This window comes from Mycobacterium sp. (assembly GCF_035314665.1).
Taxonomy (GTDB): domain Bacteria; phylum Actinomycetota; class Actinomycetes; order Mycobacteriales; family Mycobacteriaceae; genus Mycobacterium.
In genome coordinates this window covers 49,575-65,829 of sequence record NZ_DATFZD010000034.1, presented here as the reverse complement: position 1 = coordinate 65,829, position 16,255 = coordinate 49,575, and the positions used below count along the sequence as shown (strand labels likewise).

The following is a 16,255-nucleotide window of genomic DNA, read 5'->3' as shown; positions in this document are numbered from 1 at the left end:
ACGCTGCAGCATCTGGGCCACCTTCGTCGCTGTCTCCCGCCGTTTCTGCACCGCACGCAGATCGTCGTCAGCCAACGTCCCCGCCTGCAGCGGCCCGGCGAGTGAATTGGCGGCGGCCACCGCGTCAGCGATCGCGTAGTTGACGCCGATCCCACCGACCGGGGACATCGCGTGCGCGGCGTCACCGATACACAACAACCCCGGTAGCCACCACTTTCGCATCCGATTGGCGCGCACCGATAGCAGTTTGACCTGATCCCAATCGGTCAGTGAGTCGAGGCTGGTGGCCAAAAACGGTGCGGCCGAGACGATTTTGGACCGGAATTCCGGTAGGCCGTCCGCCTGCACGCGTTCAAAGCCGCCCTTGTCGATGATCGCCCCACACTGCCAGTAGTCACCACGGTCGATCGCGATGATGATCTGGCCGCCACCGATATATCCGAGAGTTTCGGGTGCCGCATCAACACGCGGAAGCCGAAACCACAGCACGTCGATCGGCATCGGAAACTCCGTCACCGGCAGGCCAGACTGCTCCCGGATGACCGACCATCGTCCGTCGCACGCGACCGTCACATCGGCGCGAATCTCGAGTGGGCCGCTCGCGGTTTGCGCGATGACACCGACGACCCGATCGTCCTCCCGCAGCAGGCCGGTGACTTCGGTGTTCATCTCGAGCCGGAAGGAGGGATACCGCTTGGCCTTAGCCGCAAGGAAATTCAGAAAGTCCCACTGCGGCGCCAACACCACATACTTGCAGGCGGTCGGCAGACGGCGAAAGTCGATGAGATTGAATGCCTTGCCCTTGACTCCGATGCCCAACTGGTCCATAGCCTGGTGCGGCACATCGCGTAGAAACTCATCGAGTATTCCGAGCTCATGCAACAGCTCGGTGGTCGATGGGTGAACCGTGTCCCCGCGGAAGTCGCGGAGAAAATCGCCGTGCTTCTCCACCAGGATGGTCTGCACGCCCGACCGCGCCAGCAGATAGGCCAGCATCATCCCGGCCGGGCCGCCACCGGCCACCAGACACGTCGTCTTCCACTCAGTCATTGGGCGTCCCAGCGTGACCGGCGCGTCGCAACGCCGCAATCCAGCTGTTCGCCGCGCGGGCGTCGGCGCGATATAGCGTGCCGGCCCGCACACCCAGATACCGTTCAATCGCTTCGATGTGCGCGCCGTGCGTCGCCACCATCTCCTTGACTTTCGTAGCGCCAGTGAGTAACTGCTGAGCCATCGCCTCCTGCAGTGCTTGCACGACGGCGACGATGATCGCGCCGGCCTGTTCGGGATAGGCGGTGGCAAACTGACGCTCGTCGACACCCTGACGGACAATCACGCCCAGCAGCGGCGCCAATCGTTTCGCGGTCGCGCGATCCACCAACATCCGGAAAGCGAGGTTGTCGGGTGCATACCAGACCGGCAGCATCGCCACCATGAGGTTCTGCCGCTCGGACTTCCAGCGGACGATCTCGCCGAAGAAGAGCTGCAGTTTCTCGAGGGCCCCTAACTCTGGGTCCTCGGCGATTCGGGCAAGGGTGCGTTCGGCATCGTCGACGAGCCGTTGGGTGAGGGCTTCGACCACCGCTGGCTTGGAGTCGAAGTAGTGATAGAAGGCTCCCTTGGAGATCTGCAGGTCCTCGAGGATGTCTTGAACCGTCAGGCGCTCATAGCCATTGGACAGAATTAGTCGCTGTGCGGCGTCCAGAATCGCATCGCGTCGGGCTGCCTGCTCGACAACGTTGACGGTCCGGGCCATCACACCACTTCATTAGTAAACCGACGGTCGGTTTATTTAATGATCATGACGGATTCGAGGGATCGAGTCAACACTCGAGGGTTTAGTAACCCGCGGCCTGGCCGTCGCGGCGGGGGTCGCTCACCGCGAGATATCCGCCGTCGAGGCGCCAGATCGCTTGGCAGCTGCCGAACTGGTTGTAGTCGTCCGTCGTGACCAACTGATGGCCGCGCCGTTCGAGCTCATCGAGCGTCGACGGCGGAAAACTTGGCTCGCAGCAGACTTGCAGGCCGTGCGACCACCGAAAACGCGGGCCATCGCAGGCAGCCTGTGGGTTCTGGCCGTGGTCGACGATGCGCGTCACCACCTGGACGTGACCCTGCGGCTGCATCGGGCCGCCCATCACCCCGAAGCTCATCACCGGCGCGCCGTCCTTACTCAAGAAACCGGGGATGATGGTGTGGTAAGGGCGTTTACTCGGAGCCACCTGGTTCGGATGACCGGGTGCCGCAGCGAAATCCGCGCCGCGGTTCTGCAGGGAGATCCCGGTGCCGGGCACCACCACGCCGGAGCCAAAACCCATATAGTTCGACTGGATCATCGACACCATCATCCCGGATGCGTCGGCGGCGGTGAGATACACGGTACCGCCGTTCGGTGTTCCCGCAGATGCCGGCTTTGCCCGGTTCCGATCGATCAGCATCGCCCGCTGTCGCAGATATTCCTTGTCGAGCAGGCGCTCCGGGCGCACCGGCATGTGGTCGATGTCGGCGACATAGGCCTGCGCGTCGGCGAAGGCCAGCTTCACCGCCTCGATCTGCAGATGCACGCAGTCAGCGGAATCCGCTGGGAACGAGGCCATGTCGAACTGTTCGAGTAACCCGAGGGCGATCAACGCGACGATGCCCTGACCGTTGGGCGGTATCTCGTGGACGGTGTAGTCGCGGTAGGCGCCGTTGATCGTCCCGACCCAGTCGGCACGATGCGCGGCGAGGTCACTGGCCCGCATGGCGCCGCCGTTGGCCGCCGCATGAGCCTCGAGCTTCGCCGCCAGTTCACCGCGATAGAAGGCCTCGCCGTTGGTTGCGGCGATCAGCTCGAGAGTGGCCGCATGGTCGGCAAGAGTGACCAGTTCTCCGGGCTTCGGCGCCCGACGACCGGGCATGAATACCTCGGCGAACCCGGGCTGGGACTCGAGTAGTGGGACCATGGCGGCCCATTGGGCCGCGATCGTCGGCGAGACGAGGAAGCCGTTGCGGCCGTATGCGATCGCGGGCTCGAAGAGCCGCTCGAACGGGAGCTTGCCGAATTTAGTGTGTAGTTCGACCCATGCCGACACCGCACCGGGCACGGTCACCGAATTCCAGCCGAGGACGGGAACGCTGTTGCTGCCGAAGTACTCCGGTGTCCACGCCGCGGGCGAGCGTCCTGACGCGTTCAGGCCGTGCAGTTCTCGTCCATCCCAGACGATGGCGAAGGCGTCCGAGCCGATGCCATTGGAGACCGGTTCCACCACCGTGAGGGCGATCGCGGTGGCGATGGCCGCATCGGCCGCGCTGCCGGCGTCGGCGAGCATCCGAAGACCTGCCTGGGCGGCAAGCGGTTGCGTCGTGCACACAACGTTGCCCGCCAGGACGGGCTTTCGCGGCCAGGCGTAGGGCAGTTCCCAATCGAACGGCTGCACCGGCTAATCGCCCTTCCCGAACTGTTCGGCCACTGCTCGGCGGTCGACCGAACCTTTTGCGGTGTGCGGAAGCTCGTCGGTCAGCGCGATGCTGGCGGGCACCTCGAAGGCGGCGAGCCGCTCCCGGCAGAACTCGGTGAGTTCGGCGGCTGTCGGTGGGGCGGACCGGTCAGGCACCACCGCCGCGCCGACGATCTCCCCGTACAGGCGGTCTGGGACGCCGAAGACGGCTGCCTCCAAGACATTCGGGTGACTGGACAGCACGCCCTCGACTCGCTCCGGCGATATCTTCTCGCCGCCTCTGTTGATGAGTTCTTTGATGCGGCCACGCAGCGTGAGCTCGCCCGCCTCGGACAGCGAACCCAGGTCGCCGGTGTGCAGCCATCCATCCGTGAATGTCTGTTCGGTGGCGTTCGGGTTGGCCAGGTATCCGCGCACCACGGTGCGGCCGCGGATCCAGATTTCGCCGACGGCGTCCGGTGGACAGGCTCGGCTGTCGTTGCCGGCGATCTGCACCTGCACGCCCGTCGGCCGGCCGACGAGCCCGGCGGTCACGGTCTCGTCCGCGGTTGTGCTTGCCATCTGGTGGGTGGCCTCGGTCATGCCGTAGGCGGACAGCACCGGAGCGCCGAACGTCTTCTGCAGCCCCTCGGCGGTTTCTGGGTTCAGGGCCGCGCTGCAGCTGCGAATGAAGCGCAGCCGGGATCGTTCTGGCTCGGCATTAGTTTCCTTGCTTCCCAGCAGGATTTGGTGAATCGTCGGCACCGCGGTGAACCAGGTCGCGTCGGCGGCGTGCAGATCGTCGTCGAAGGTGTGCGCGGAAAACCGCCCTCGGGCGGGAATCAGCACGGTTCCTCCCGATGCCAGAGTCGACAACAGCGCGGCAATCAGGCCGTGCCCGTGGAACAGCGGCATCACCGCGACGGTCGCATCGTCGGGGCCGAGCTGGTAGCTCGCGATGACGTTGCCGACCGAGGTTGCGACATTGTCGTGGGTCCAGGGCACCATCTTCGGGGCGCCGGTGGTACCGCCGGTGAACATGATCAGCGCGTCGTCCGGCCGCAATCCGTCGGGTCCGGCACTTGCCGGGGACGCTGCCACGGCGGTGTCGACGTGAGCGGCGAGGGCGCCCCCATTGAGCGTGACCGAGATCGGCCAGTGCGGCAGCGTCGTATCTGCGGTTTCGCTGGGCGCGTCACCGTCTACCAAGACGACACGTCCGCCCGCGGCCGAGATCCGGGCCCGCTGGTCTGCGAGGGGCAATGCGGGATCCAACGGGACGACGACGAGCCCCGCGTGCAAAGCCGCCAATAGCCCGACGACGAACTCGGCGCTGCTCTGTGCCCGCAGGCCCGCCCGGTCGCCGGCCAGCAGGCCGGCTTGGGTCAGCTGTCCGGCGAGGTCTTCAATCGCCCGGACCAGGTCGCGGTAGGTGATCGGGATGCGGTGGGCGGTGACTACGAGCGCATGCGCTTCGGGATGGCGACTCGCCGTCCCGGCGATCAGGTCGGCGATACGCGGGCTTGGAATCTCGGTACTGGTGGTCATCGTTACCACTCCTTCCACGCGAAACGGGACCTAACGTGCACGATGCTCCGACGCGGCGCGGCCGTCCAATACCGATCAACGAATGCTTAATAGACAAAGCTTATCAAGTCAAAATCCCTGCACGAGAGCCGATTTCGGCGACTGATCAACGTTGTCGATCGATGCATAGCGATCCGGTCTTGGACACCGCGCGGGCCGGAGGTGACCGTTGGAGCATGACCAGATTACCGAGACAGTCGCGATTGAACACGACGCTCCCGTGTCCGCATTGCGGCATGGTGCACGACTACGACTGCCGGAGGTACGTCTTTATCAGCATCGCTGCAACGCTGGCGATCGCGGCATCCTTGGTGACCCTGATTGCCGCAGTACCCGCAGTGATCCGATAACCCAGTCGATTGACGCTCGATAGACGCTATTTATCGCTGCATAGCAACTCGCAGTTGGACGCCCGACGAGGGCACGGACAAGAGTGATGGGTACGGGCAACCGGCCCGCCGGCAGACGAGGAGTCGTCACGATGACCACGCAATCGGCACCTGCTCAGCTGACCGACGGCTTCCACCTGTTCGTCGACGCACTCAAGCTCAATGGAATCGATACCATCTACGGGCTCGTCGGCATTCCGATCACCGACCTGGCGCGTCTCGCGCAGAAATCCGGAATTCGCTTCATCGGTTTCCGGCACGAGACCTCGGCCGGCAACGCCGCGGCCGCCGCCGGATTCCTCACCCGCCGGCCGGGTGTGTGCTTGACGGTATCCGGGCCCGGATTCCTCAATGGCCTGGTTGCGCTCGCCAATGCCACGACGAACTGTTTTCCGATGATCCAGATCGCAGGCTCGAGCGAGCGCCCGATTGTGGACATGCAGCGCGGCGACTACGAGGAACTGGATCAGCTCGCCGCGGCGCGCCCGTTCGCGAAGGCCGCGTACCGCATCGGCCGGGTGGAGGACATCGGCCTGGGTGTCGCGCGTGCCATTCGCACCGCGGTCTCCGGACGACCCGGCGGCGTCTATCTGGACATCCCGGGTGCCGTGCTGGCGGAGGCCATCGAGGCGAACGTGGCGGCCAACACCATCTGGCGGGTCGTCGACCCCGATCCGGCTCAACTGCCGGCGCCCGAGGCGGTCGATCGTGCTTTGCAGTTGTTGGCCCGCGCGCGACGACCGCTGATCATCCTCGGCAAAGGGGCGGCATATGCGCAGGCCGACAAAGTGATTCGAAAGTTCGTGGAAACCACCGGCATCCCGTATCTGCCGATGTCGATGGCCAAGGGGCTGCTGCCCGACACCCACCCGCAGTCCGTCGCGGCCGCACGCTCGCTGGCGCTGGCCCGAGCGGATGTCGTCGTGCTGGTCGGGGCCCGGCTGAACTGGCTGCTGAGTCACGGTGCGTCGCCGCCGTGGTCAGCCGATGCGAAGTTCATCCAGATCGATGTCGCGGCATCCGAATTCGACAGCAACCGCCCGATCGCCGCGCCGTTGGCGGGCGATATCGGCCCGGTGATGTCGGCTCTGCTCGACCGCATCGACGCCCATCCGATCGTTCCGCCGACCGCGTGGACGGATGAACTCGCCGAGCGTCGGGCGCACAACGACGCCGCCATGCGCGAGCGCCTGGCCGAGGATCCGCACCCGATGCGGTTCCACAATGCGCTGCGCGCGGTTCGCGATGTGCTGCAACAGCATCCGGAGGTATATCTGGTCAATGAGGGCGCCAACGCATTGGACATTGCCCGCAACGTGATCGACATGCAACTGCCGCGACACCGGCTCGACAGCGGGACCTGGGGCGTGATGGGTATCGGCATGGGCTACGCGATCGCCGCCGCGGTCGAAACCGGTAAACCGGTGGTAGCGATCGAGGGCGACAGCGCATTCGGTTTCAGCGGGATGGAGTTCGAGACGATATGCCGATATCGGCTACCGGTCACCGTCGTGATCCTCAACAACGGCGGAGTCTACCGCGGGGATGAGACCTCGGACACCGACCCGGCGCCCACCGTGCTGAGTTCCCATGCGCGCCATGAGTTGATCGCAGAGGCCTTCGGCGGCAAGGGCTATCACGTCACGACCGCGAGCGAATTGCAGTCGGCGTTGGCCGATGCGCTGGCATCGAACAGGCCGGCGATCGTGGACTGCGAACTCGACCCCGCCGCGGGTGTGGAAAGCGGGCACCTGACCAGCCTCAACCCGAAAAGCGCTGTCGCCAAGGGGTAAGTGTCAGCGCCGGCCGGTGATTCCGAGCAGGCGGGCGTCGAAAAATTCGTTCAGCGACAGCTTTTGCGCGCATGCCGAAAAGGCGCGGGCGACAGGCGATCCGGGCCCGGCGGAGTTGGTGGCAACGGCGATCTGCGCTTTGAGGATCGGATCGACGAGCTCAACTACGCGGATGTTACCGGCCATCAGGCTGGTCCACAGCCAGGTGTGCGGAATGATGCACGCCCAGTCGCCGGTGGCGACCTGCGCCAACAACGATGCGACCGAATCTGTTTCAACCTGCGGACTGATGGTGAGGCCCTGATCGCTGAAGGCCTCGTCGATGGCCTGCCGGACCGTCATGTCCGGTGTCAGCAATGCCAGCGGCAGCTGTGCCGCATCCGGCCACTGCAGGGTTGACGTCCCTGCGGGCAGCATGTCGGCGGGCGCAAGCAGGACATAGCGTTCCTCGTACAGCGGAACCAGTTCGACGTCGTGGACCTCTTCGGGAACGGTGTGCACGATGGCGGCTTCCAGCTCGAAATCCTGCAGCCGTCGGTGCAGTTCGGTGGTAGCGAGACGGGAATGGATTTGCACCTTCACCAACGGGTGATCGGAACAGAACGCCGAGAGCACCAACGAGGCGGTCGTGGAAGCCGTTGGTACTGTGCCCAGTCGAAGTGTGCCGGTGATCCCGGATCGCACCGCGCGTACCTCGGCCTTGAAAGCGTCATGTTCGGCGAGTATTCGCTTGGCCCACACCACCAAGCGCTCACCTTCGGCGGTGAGGCCTTGAAAGCTGTGTCCGCGGTTGATCAGTGTGACGTCAAGCTCGCGTTCGAGTTTGGCGATTGCGGCCGAGAGCGCGGGCTGCGACACGTAGCACTTCTCGGCTGCCCGGGCGAAGTGTCGCTCCTGCGCAACTGCGACAAAGTACTCCAGCTGACGAAAGAGCATCGGCACTCCTCACCGACGGGCGCGAGTCTTAAGTGTCTCAACGCGTGCTCCGGCCAGCAAGCACCCCTTATCGTCGGTGCTACGGTAGCTGATACGATTGGTGTCTCCACGTACTTCAAGAGCCCTCCGAATCCCGAAGGTTGACCTCATGCCCAAGCCCGTCATCGTCAGTGCCGTCCGGACCGCTATCGGAACGTCGTTCAAGGGCTCATTGGTCAACACTCCGCCCGAGATCCTCGCGACCACCATCCTTCAGGAAACGGTCCGACGATCCGGGGTCGAGACGTCCGACATCGACGATGTGATCTTCGCCGAATCCCATTACGGCGGCGGTGATCTCGCGCGCTACGCGGCGGCGAACTCCGGGATGTTCTCAGTGCCCGGTCAGGCCGTCAACAGGCATTGCGCGGGCAGCCTCACGGCGGTTGCCAATGCGGCGGCGCAGATCGGCTCCGGCGCCGAGAAGGTCGTTGTCGGCGGCGGAGTGCAATCGCTGTCCATGAGCCCGCTGATGAACTGGCGTATCCCCGGGCCGACCCTGGAGTTCGAAGAGCGCTGGATCCCGCCCACGCACGTCGAGTCGCCCGATGCTCCGACCCGCGACATGTCGATCACGGTGGGGTGGAACACCGCCCAGGCGGCCGGGATCAGCCGCGAAGAGATGGATGCGTGGGCGTTGCGCTCGCATCAGCGCGCCATCGTGGCAATCGACAGCGGCGCCTTCGTCGACGAGATCGTCCCGCTGAAGATCAAGGCTCTCGACGACGCACTGGTGGAGTTCAGCGTCGACGAGCACCCGCGCCGCGAGACCAGCCTGGAGAAGCTCGCGTCGCTGAAGGTGCTGCACCCTGAGATCGAGGGCTTTTCCATCACCGCAGGCAACAGCAGCGGCACCAACGACGCGGCCGCCGCACTGACACTGACCGAGGACGATTTCGCCCGGTCTGCCGGGCTCACCGTGCTGGGCTCGGTAAAGGCGTGGGCCTCCGCCGCCGTCGAACCGAAGGACACCGGTCTGGGCGCGGTGAAAGTGATCGGCAAGGTGCTCGACCGTGCCGGCCTGGCCCCCGGCGATGTCGCGTTGTGGGAGATCAACGAGGCATTCGCCTCGGTGCCGATCGCCGCATGCCGTGAGTACGGGCTCGACGAGGACCTGGTCAACATCTACGGCAGTGGCTGCAGCCTGGGCCACCCCATCGCGGCCAGCGGCGCGCGGATGCTCACCACGCTGGTGCATGAATTGGGTCGCCGCGGCGGCGGGATCGGTGTGGCAGCGATGTGTGCGGGCGGCGGCCAGGGCGGTGCCGTCGTCGTGGAGGTTTAGCCCGGACGACGATGCGGGCCGCAGAGCGGCCCGGGGAGGAGCCGAGCAATCGTGGTCAGCCGCCTTCTCGACGCGCGGCAATAAGCCGGTTTGCGTGCTCGAGAATGCAGTTGAGGCCGTACTCGAAATTGATGTCGTCGGCGACACCGATCCGGTGACCTTTCTCGGTCAGTTCGGCGATCAGCGGCATGGTCTCGGGGTCGATGAGCGACGTCCCGCCGCGGCGATACGGCTCAGCTCCGCCGGATCTGTCTTGCAGCCGTTCCAGGACCGCCGCGCCTTGGGTGTGAACCGAGATGCTGGCGTAGGTGTCGAATGCATCCTCGGGCGATAGGCCCGCCTCCACCAGGGTGGCGACCGCCTTTTCGAGTTTCTGGAAAGCGGCTTGCGTTGCCTCCCGGCCGAAGGTGCCGCGGATCAAAATTAGATCGCACAGAATCGGATTGGCCCGGAAGGTCTGGCGCATTTTTCGCGCATGATTGCGCAACGATTCTTGCCAATCCTGGCCTTCGACAAACGGTGTCGCGAAGTCGTACTGGCCCAGCGCGCGATCGGTCATCGCGTTGAGCAGATCGTCCTTCTTCCGGAAGTACCAGTAGATGCTCGTCACACCGACATCGAGATGCTTGGCCAACAGCGGCATGCTCAAGCCGTCGACCGATACTTCCTCGGCGACTTCGAAGGCACCATTGATGATTTCGTCGACGCTGATCGATCCACGCTGACGCCGCTGCCGCTTGTCTGCGACTGCCTGCCTCGCCAATTCAGTGCCCTCCGACGCTTCGAAGGCACTATCGTATCAAATATCGTAAGCCTTCTGATAATGGCTCAGGCAGTCAGTAGCGGTGCCATCCAGGTCAATTCGGCGGGCAGCTGCGAGCTCCAGAACGATCCGTCGTGCCCACCGGGGGAGAACCCACCCGACGGCGGGCTGGGCAGCTGGGCCACGAACTGCTTTGTCGCGGCGTAGAACGGATCGCTGTTGCCGCAGTCCACCCGGATCGGGATGGACGCCAGCGCGGGCATCCCGAATACCGAGTTGGCCGCGAAATCGCCGGGGCCGTCGAACGCGCCCGGGGCGGCCGCACCGGAGGAGAGCCACAGCGCCGGGCTCACCGCGCAGATCGCCGCGGTGCGGGGCGCTCCGAGCCGGCCGCCGAGCAAGAGTGCGCCGTAGCCGCCCATCGACCAGCCCAGAAAGCCCACCCGGGAGGTATCGAGGCCCTTGGTGTCCAGCATTGGGATGAGCTCGTTCAACACCATGGCGCCGGAGTCTTCGCCGGAAGCCCTTTTGTGCCAATAACTTCCGCCCCCGTCGACGGCGACCACCGCGAACGGGGGCAGGCCGGCGGCGACGGCTTGTGCCAGGCCCTGCTCGACGCCGCCGTCCATAACTGTGCCCGCGCTACTTCCCTTGCCGTGCAACGCGATCACCGGTCGCAGGGGTTTGGTTTGACCCGGCGGCCGGGCGATCGCCCAGTTGGTGGCTACTCCGCCGCGCGCCGCCGACACGAACGAGCCGGTAACCATCGTTGGGGCCGCGACCGGTGCGGGGGCCGGGTCCAGCGGCGGGTGCGGCGCCATCGGAACGCCGGTGCCGGTCATCGTCACCGGTGTGGTGAGCGGGGGCCGCGCGGGCAGCAACCTGTCGAGCGCGTAGGCGCCCAGTGCTCCCGCCGCTGCACCGGTGCCAAGGCGCAACACGGCACGACGACTCAGATCTGGCATGCGGGCCATCTTAAGGTGCCGCTCCTCCTCATCGCTTCGCTCTGCATCGTCGCCGGCACGCTTAAAGTGCCGCTGAATGCCGCCTCGCCGCAGCGTGTGTGGGGGTGCCACATCCCACCTGGCGTTTGTCCGAAAGGGCAATACGGCACACAGCTGGCTGGCAGCATGTCGTAGGTGACTGCAGCTGTCACTCCCAAGGGAGAACGCCGACGGTACGCGCTGGTCAGCGCCGCCGCCGAGCTGCTGCGCGAAGGCGGATTCGAGGCTGTCCGCCACCGTGCCGTCGCCCGCCGAGCGGGCCTTCCGCTGGCGTCGACCACCTACTACTTCTCTAGCCTCGATGACCTGATCGCCAGCGCGGTCGCTCATATCGGAATGCTGGAGGTCGCACAGCTGCGGGCCCAAGTCGCCACCCTGTCCCGTCGGCGCCGCGGACCCGAGACAATCGCCGACCTGCTGGTCGATCTGCTCGTCGGCAGCGAATCCGGCCCGCCCCTGACCGAGCAGCTGATTTCGCGCTATGAGCGCTACATCGCCTGTGCCCGCCAGCCCGCACTGCGCGACATCCAGCGCCGCAACCTGCATCACCGCATCGACGCCATCGCCGAGGTGATCGAGCGGTCCGGACGCACGGTGCGCGTGGAGTTGGTCTCCGCGTTGATTTGCACAGTCGATGGCGCGGTGGTTTCTGCCTTGGTCGACGACGGCGAGGATCCCCGGACGGTCGCGCGGGCGACGGTGATCGACGTCATCGACTCGCTGGCACCATTCGAGCAGCGCACCGTTCAGATCTGACCGGCCAAGGCTTGATGGCCCGCCTCTCCCCCTCGCCGCTGCGCGGCTGGGGGTGCCCCCACCTCACGCCAGGTCGGCGTGCATCGTCGGCGGGCTAGCCGTCGAGCTGTCGGCGGATCGCGGTCAACCCGCGTTGTGCCTCGTCGAGCAGCGCGGCGAGGTGCGCGAGCCGCTCACGCAATTGGTCCGTATCCGGCGGTGCGGCCGCACGACGACGCGGCGTGGGCGCCAAATCCGGCGGAAGAGTCGGGGTGACGACGTAGCCGGTGGCGAAGTCGCCATACACGGTCACGTCTTCCGGCCGGTGATACCAAAACAGTGCGACGTAGGCGCACAGCACGGCGTCGACGGGATCTTCGTCTCTGTCGAGCTGTCCCGGTCGAGTGGCGGCGGCAATTCGTCGACGCAATTCCACCCACGACACGTTGTGGTTCACCCGCAGCCGCGGTGTGGCTTTGTCGAGTCCCTCGATCAGCGTCATCAACTGCAGCAGCTGACCCTGACGAACCTCGAACGGACCTCGCTTGTATTTGAGGGTCTTCTCCAGACCGAACAGCGCGATCGTCGCTGGATGTGGATACACCTCGATTGCCCGTCGCGGCGAACCCGACAGCGGATCCATGTCGAGAGTGAGTGCCGTCGCGATCCGGGCGCCGCGAGGATCGTTGAATTCGGGCTTTTCCGCAAATGCCGGGCGTGCCCCCGCTTCGAAACGCTGAAAGTCGTGGTTGAGCGCCATTTCGCAAGGCCGGTGTCCGGTCGGATTCTTCACGATCAGCGGTGCGTCGATGGCCACCAGGCAGTCGCTGCTGACGTAGGGCGACACCGCGGCTTCGATGCTCGCGTCGTCCTGCGCGGCACCGACGTGCAGCAGTCGGCCGTCGGAATCGATGGCCGCGACACCGGTGCTGTTCTTTTCGCCCCAGGCGAGATCGAGCCCAACGAAGTGCATGGGGCCTACTGTGCCTGATCCGCGCGCCGTGCGGCGCCGTTAAGCTGTGTGTTTGTGACAATCCCGAACGTGCTGGCCAACCGCTACGCCAGCGCCGAGATGGTGGCGATCTGGTCGCCGGAGGCCAAAGTCGTCGCGGAGCGGCGGCTCTGGCTGGCGGTGCTGCGCGCGCAGGCGGAATTGGGAGTCGAGGTCCCCGAAACCGCCGTTGCCGACTACGAACGGGTGCTCGACGATGTCGACCTGGCTTCGATCGCCGCCCGCGAGCGGGTGCTGCGCCATGACGTCAAGGCCCGCATCGAGGAGTTCAACGCGCTGGCCGGCCACGAGCAGGTGCACAAGGGCATGACCAGTCGCGACCTGACCGAGAACGTCGAGCAGCTGCAGGTCCGCCGCTCGCTGGAATTGGTGTTCAGCCACGGCGTAGCACTGGTGGCCCGACTGGCCGAGCGTGCCGCGACCTACCGTGACCTGGTGATGGCCGGGCGGAGCCACAACGTCGCAGCGCAGGCCACCACGCTGGGCAAGCGGTTCGCCTCGGCGGCGGAGGAGACGCTGCTGGCGCTGACCAGGCTGCGGGAGCTGATCGACCGCTACCCGCTGCGCGGCATCAAGGGCCCGATGGGCACCGCCCAGGACATGCTCGACCTGCTCGGCGGCGACGTGGCGAAGCTGGCCGAACTCGAACGACGCATATCCCAATTCTTGGGATTCACAACGGTTTTGACCAGCGTCGGACAAGTCTATCCGCGTTCACTGGACCATGAAGTGGTCTCTACTCTGGTGCAGCTGGGTGCCGGGCCGTCGTCGCTGGCGCACACTATCCGGCTGATGGCCGGCCATGAGCTCGTCACCGAGGGATTCGCTCCGGGCCAAGTCGGCTCGTCGGCGATGCCGCACAAGATGAACACCCGCAGTGCCGAGCGGATCAACGGGCTGCAGGTGGTGCTGCGCGGCTACGGCTCGATGGCCGCTGAATTGGCGGGTGCGCAGTGGAACGAAGGGGACGTCTTCTGCTCGGTGGTGCGCCGAGTGACGTTGCCGGACAGCTTCTTCGCGGTCGACGGGCAGATCGAGACGATGTTGACCGTGCTCGACGAATTCGGCGCGTACCCGGCGGTGATCCAGCGTGAGCTGGACCGATACCTGCCGTTCCTGGCCACCACCAAGGTTCTGATCGCGGCGGTGCGCGCCGGGATGGGCCGTGAGGCTGCCCACGAGGTGATCAAAGAACACGCGGTGGCCACCGCACTGGCGATGCGTGAACGCGGCGCCGAGCCTGACTTGCTGGACCGGCTGGCCGCCGATCCGCGATTGCCGCTGGATCGAGCGGCGCTGGACGCCGCGCTGGCCGACAAGCAGGCGTTCATCGGGGCCGCCGGCGACCAGGTCGACGCCGTGGTTGCGGCGGTGGACGCGCTGGTTGCCCGCTACCCGGACGCGGCCAAATATACGCCGGGCGCGATCTTATGACTCTCGCCGGCGCGCTTGCGGACATCGACTTCACCGATCTGGACAACTTCGCCAACGGATTTCCGCACGAGTTGTTCGCTGTGCATCGCCGCGAAGCGCCGGTGTACTGGCACGAACCGACCGAGCACACGCCCGATGGAGAAGGCTTCTGGTCCGTCGCGACATATGCGGAAATACTTGCGGTGCTGAAGGATCCGGTGACCTTCTCATCGGTCACCGGCGGTGACCGGGCGTTCGGCGGCACGCTGTTGCAAGACCTGGCCATCGCGGGCCAGGTGCTCAACATGATGGACGACCCGCGGCATTCGCAGATTCGGCGACTTGTCAGCTCCGGGCTGACGCCGCGGATGATCCGTCTTGTCGAGGACGACCTTCGAGCGCGGACGCGTCGGCTGCTGGATGCGGTGGTACCGGGCGAGCCGTTCGACTTTCTGGTCGACATCGCCACCGAACTGCCCATGCAGATGATCTGCATCTTGCTGGGAGTCCCGGAGTCCGAACGACATTGGCTGTTCGAGGCTATCGAGCCGCAGTTCGACTTCGGCGGCTCGCGCAAGGCATCCCTGTCGCAGCTGTCGGTCGAGGAAGCCGGATCGCGGATGTACGCCTACGGTCAGGAGTTGATCGCGGCGAAGCGTGCTGCCCCGACCGACGACATGTTGTCGGTCGTCGCCAACTCGACTCTTGGCGACGTCGATGCGCCGGCCATGTCGGATCTCGAGCTGTATCTGTTCTTCAGTCTGCTGTTCAGCGCCGGCGCGGAGACGACGCGCAACGCGGTCGGGGGTGGGCTGCTGGCGCTGGCACAGCATCCGGAGCAATTGCGCGCGCTGCGTGCGGATCTGGATACGCTGCCGGCCGCGGTGGAGGAGATGGTCCGCTGGACGTCGCCGTCGCCGTCCAAACGGCGCACCGCCACCAAAGACGTCACGCTGGGCGGCGTGTCGATCGAAGCGGGGCAGAAGGTGCAGATCTGGGAAGGCTCGGCCAACCGCGACACTAGCGTCTTCGACGTCGCCGACGAATTCGATATCATCCGAAAGCCCAATCCGCACTTGGGTTTCGGTCAGGGTGTGCACTATTGCCTGGGTGCCAATCTGGCCCGGCTGGAACTGCGAGTGCTCTTCGAGGAGCTGTTTTCGCGTTTCCGCGCCGTGCAGGTTGTGCGGCCGGTCGAATGGACTCGCAGCAACCGCCATACCGGTATCCGGCACCTGGTCGTCGAATTACGCTAGCGCGACCTGACGGCAATTCCCGCCGACCGTAGCTCGAGGGCGGCCAGCCCGCGGATCGCGCCTGGATCCGCCACACGCCATGCACCGACCGGGTCGGGGCTGACGGCGGTCAGCCTGCGCAACGGCCGGTTGGCCAGTGCCCGCAGCGCGAGCAGCTGTTCGCCGGCCGGTGTGGTCGCCAGCGTGCTGACCGTCCATTTGCGCCGGAAGAACCGGATTCGCAGCACCAACCACGGCATCACCACTGCGAGGGTCGGCGGCGCGGCGACGGCCAGGGCCAGCACCACCGCCAGCCAGGTGGCGGTGGTGTCCAGGTTGTGTCCGGCGCCGGCGATGTCGAGGGCGGCCTTGCTGGCCGCGGTGAGCGGCTTACTGACCGTGTCACCGACCAGCGGAATCCGATCGGCACCATTGCCGGCCGACTTGAGGCTGTCGGCGACACCACCCGCGCCGCCTTCGACCTGTCGACCCACCTCGGCGATGGTCGACACGGCGCTGTGGACGGCTAGGCCGACGAGGACCCAGATAAATGTCCAAATGACGACGACGACGTCGCTGAACAATTGAGCAAAGAATCGGCCCGGCGTGGTGGCGTAGGGGAGAAACCGCGATTTCATAGCCTCG

Annotated in this window: 14 protein-coding genes; 5 read left to right on the top strand and 9 right to left on the bottom strand. The window is 65.6% G+C overall.

Going from position 1 to position 16,255, the window contains the following annotated elements; translation table 11 throughout:
- The 4 genes from VKI00_RS02660 to VKI00_RS02645 all read right to left on the bottom strand — a co-directional run.
- Positions 1 to 1,050 (bottom strand): FAD-dependent oxidoreductase (locus tag VKI00_RS02660; protein ID WP_324435121.1); only part of this gene is annotated, 1,050 nt, incomplete at its 3' end.
- Positions 1,043 to 1,756 carry a TetR/AcrR family transcriptional regulator gene (locus VKI00_RS02655; RefSeq protein ID WP_324435126.1) on the bottom strand — a complete coding sequence of 238 codons (714 nt, stop codon included), beginning with the start codon at positions 1,754 to 1,756 and terminating at the stop codon, positions 1,043 to 1,045. The genes VKI00_RS02660 and VKI00_RS02655, both read right to left, overlap by 8 nt.
- Positions 1,757 to 1,838: 82 nt before the next feature.
- Positions 1,839 to 3,419, bottom strand: coding sequence for a gamma-glutamyltransferase family protein (locus tag VKI00_RS02650; RefSeq protein WP_324435119.1), 1,581 nt, complete (start codon positions 3,417 to 3,419; stop codon positions 1,839 to 1,841).
- Positions 3,420 to 3,422: 3 nt separating this feature from the next.
- Positions 3,423 to 4,967 (bottom strand): FadD7 family fatty acid--CoA ligase, encoded by a 1,545-nt coding sequence (locus tag VKI00_RS02645; RefSeq protein WP_324435118.1) that lies wholly within the window; start codon positions 4,965 to 4,967, stop codon positions 3,423 to 3,425.
- Positions 4,968 to 5,487: 520 nt separating this feature from the next.
- On the opposite strand from VKI00_RS02645, the gene oxc reads away from it, so the two are divergent.
- Positions 5,488 to 7,188: an oxalyl-CoA decarboxylase gene (gene oxc, locus VKI00_RS02640; protein ID WP_324435116.1), complete on the top strand. Its 1,701-nt coding sequence runs from the start codon at positions 5,488 to 5,490 to the stop codon at positions 7,186 to 7,188.
- Between the two features lie 3 nt (positions 7,189 to 7,191).
- Here oxc and VKI00_RS02635 read toward each other — a convergent pair whose 3' ends face one another.
- Positions 7,192 to 8,124 carry a LysR family transcriptional regulator gene (locus VKI00_RS02635; protein ID WP_324435114.1) on the bottom strand — a complete coding sequence of 311 codons (933 nt, stop codon included), beginning with the start codon at positions 8,122 to 8,124 and terminating at the stop codon, positions 7,192 to 7,194.
- 148 nt (positions 8,125 to 8,272) lie between these two features.
- Here VKI00_RS02635 and VKI00_RS02630 point away from each other — a divergent pair, with 148 nt between their 5' ends.
- Positions 8,273 to 9,448: a thiolase family protein gene (locus tag VKI00_RS02630; protein ID WP_324435112.1), complete on the top strand. Its 1,176-nt coding sequence runs from the start codon at positions 8,273 to 8,275 to the stop codon at positions 9,446 to 9,448.
- A gap of 55 nt (positions 9,449 to 9,503) precedes the next feature.
- Here VKI00_RS02630 and VKI00_RS02625 read toward each other — a convergent pair whose 3' ends face one another.
- Together VKI00_RS02625 and VKI00_RS02620 are read right to left on the bottom strand one after the other, a co-directional pair.
- On the bottom strand, positions 9,504 to 10,211 hold the full coding sequence (locus VKI00_RS02625) for a TetR/AcrR family transcriptional regulator C-terminal domain-containing protein (RefSeq protein ID WP_324435110.1): 708 nt from the start codon (positions 10,209 to 10,211) through the stop codon (positions 9,504 to 9,506).
- A 65-nt stretch (positions 10,212 to 10,276) separates the two neighbouring features.
- Complete coding sequence (locus tag VKI00_RS02620) at positions 10,277 to 11,185, bottom strand: alpha/beta hydrolase (RefSeq protein ID WP_324435108.1); 909 nt, start codon at positions 11,183 to 11,185, stop codon at positions 10,277 to 10,279.
- A 165-nt stretch (positions 11,186 to 11,350) separates the two neighbouring features.
- Between VKI00_RS02620 and VKI00_RS02615 the strand changes: the two genes are divergently transcribed.
- The gene (locus VKI00_RS02615) at positions 11,351 to 11,971 is read left to right on the top strand and encodes a TetR/AcrR family transcriptional regulator (protein ID WP_324435106.1); all 621 of its coding nucleotides are present in this window, start codon (positions 11,351 to 11,353) and stop codon (positions 11,969 to 11,971) included.
- Between the two features lie 94 nt (positions 11,972 to 12,065).
- Here the strand turns inward: VKI00_RS02615 and VKI00_RS02610 are convergent, their stop codons facing one another.
- Positions 12,066 to 12,923 carry a DUF429 domain-containing protein gene (locus VKI00_RS02610; protein ID WP_324435104.1) on the bottom strand — a complete coding sequence of 286 codons (858 nt, stop codon included), beginning with the start codon at positions 12,921 to 12,923 and terminating at the stop codon, positions 12,066 to 12,068.
- Between the two features lie 54 nt (positions 12,924 to 12,977).
- Here VKI00_RS02610 and purB point away from each other — a divergent pair, with 54 nt between their 5' ends.
- Positions 12,978 to 14,396 carry an adenylosuccinate lyase gene (purB, locus tag VKI00_RS02605; protein WP_324435102.1) on the top strand — a complete coding sequence of 473 codons (1,419 nt, stop codon included), beginning with the start codon at positions 12,978 to 12,980 and terminating at the stop codon, positions 14,394 to 14,396.
- A complete protein-coding gene (locus VKI00_RS02600; RefSeq protein ID WP_324435100.1) occupies positions 14,393 to 15,631 on the top strand; it encodes a cytochrome P450 in 1,239 nt (412 codons plus the stop codon). The genes purB and VKI00_RS02600 overlap by 4 nt, the downstream gene beginning before the upstream one ends.
- Here VKI00_RS02600 and VKI00_RS02595 read toward each other — a convergent pair.
- Entirely contained in the window at positions 15,628 to 16,248 is a 621-nt protein-coding gene (locus tag VKI00_RS02595) for a hypothetical protein (RefSeq protein WP_324435098.1), read from the bottom strand. The genes VKI00_RS02600 and VKI00_RS02595 overlap by 4 nt on opposite strands.
- Between the last annotated feature and the right edge of the window lie 7 nt (positions 16,249 to 16,255).

Coding starts and splice junctions, on each gene's coding strand:
- VKI00_RS02635 (WP_324435114.1), bottom strand. CDS start 8,124: ATGCTCTTTCGTCAGCTGGAGTACTTTGTCGCAGTTGCGCAGGAGCGA.
- VKI00_RS02595 (WP_324435098.1), bottom strand. CDS start 16,248: ATGAAATCGCGGTTTCTCCCCTACGCCACCACGCCGGGCCGATTCTTT.
- oxc (WP_324435116.1), top strand. CDS start 5,488: ATGACCACGCAATCGGCACCTGCTCAGCTGACCGACGGCTTCCACCTG.
- VKI00_RS02610 (WP_324435104.1), bottom strand. CDS start 12,923: ATGCACTTCGTTGGGCTCGATCTCGCCTGGGGCGAAAAGAACAGCACC.
- VKI00_RS02655 (WP_324435126.1), bottom strand. CDS start 1,756: ATGGCCCGGACCGTCAACGTTGTCGAGCAGGCAGCCCGACGCGATGCG.
- VKI00_RS02630 (WP_324435112.1), top strand. CDS start 8,273: ATGCCCAAGCCCGTCATCGTCAGTGCCGTCCGGACCGCTATCGGAACG.
- VKI00_RS02620 (WP_324435108.1), bottom strand. CDS start 11,185: ATGGCCCGCATGCCAGATCTGAGTCGTCGTGCCGTGTTGCGCCTTGGC.
- VKI00_RS02600 (WP_324435100.1), top strand. CDS start 14,393: ATGACTCTCGCCGGCGCGCTTGCGGACATCGACTTCACCGATCTGGAC.
- VKI00_RS02645 (WP_324435118.1), bottom strand. CDS start 4,967: ATGACCACCAGTACCGAGATTCCAAGCCCGCGTATCGCCGACCTGATC.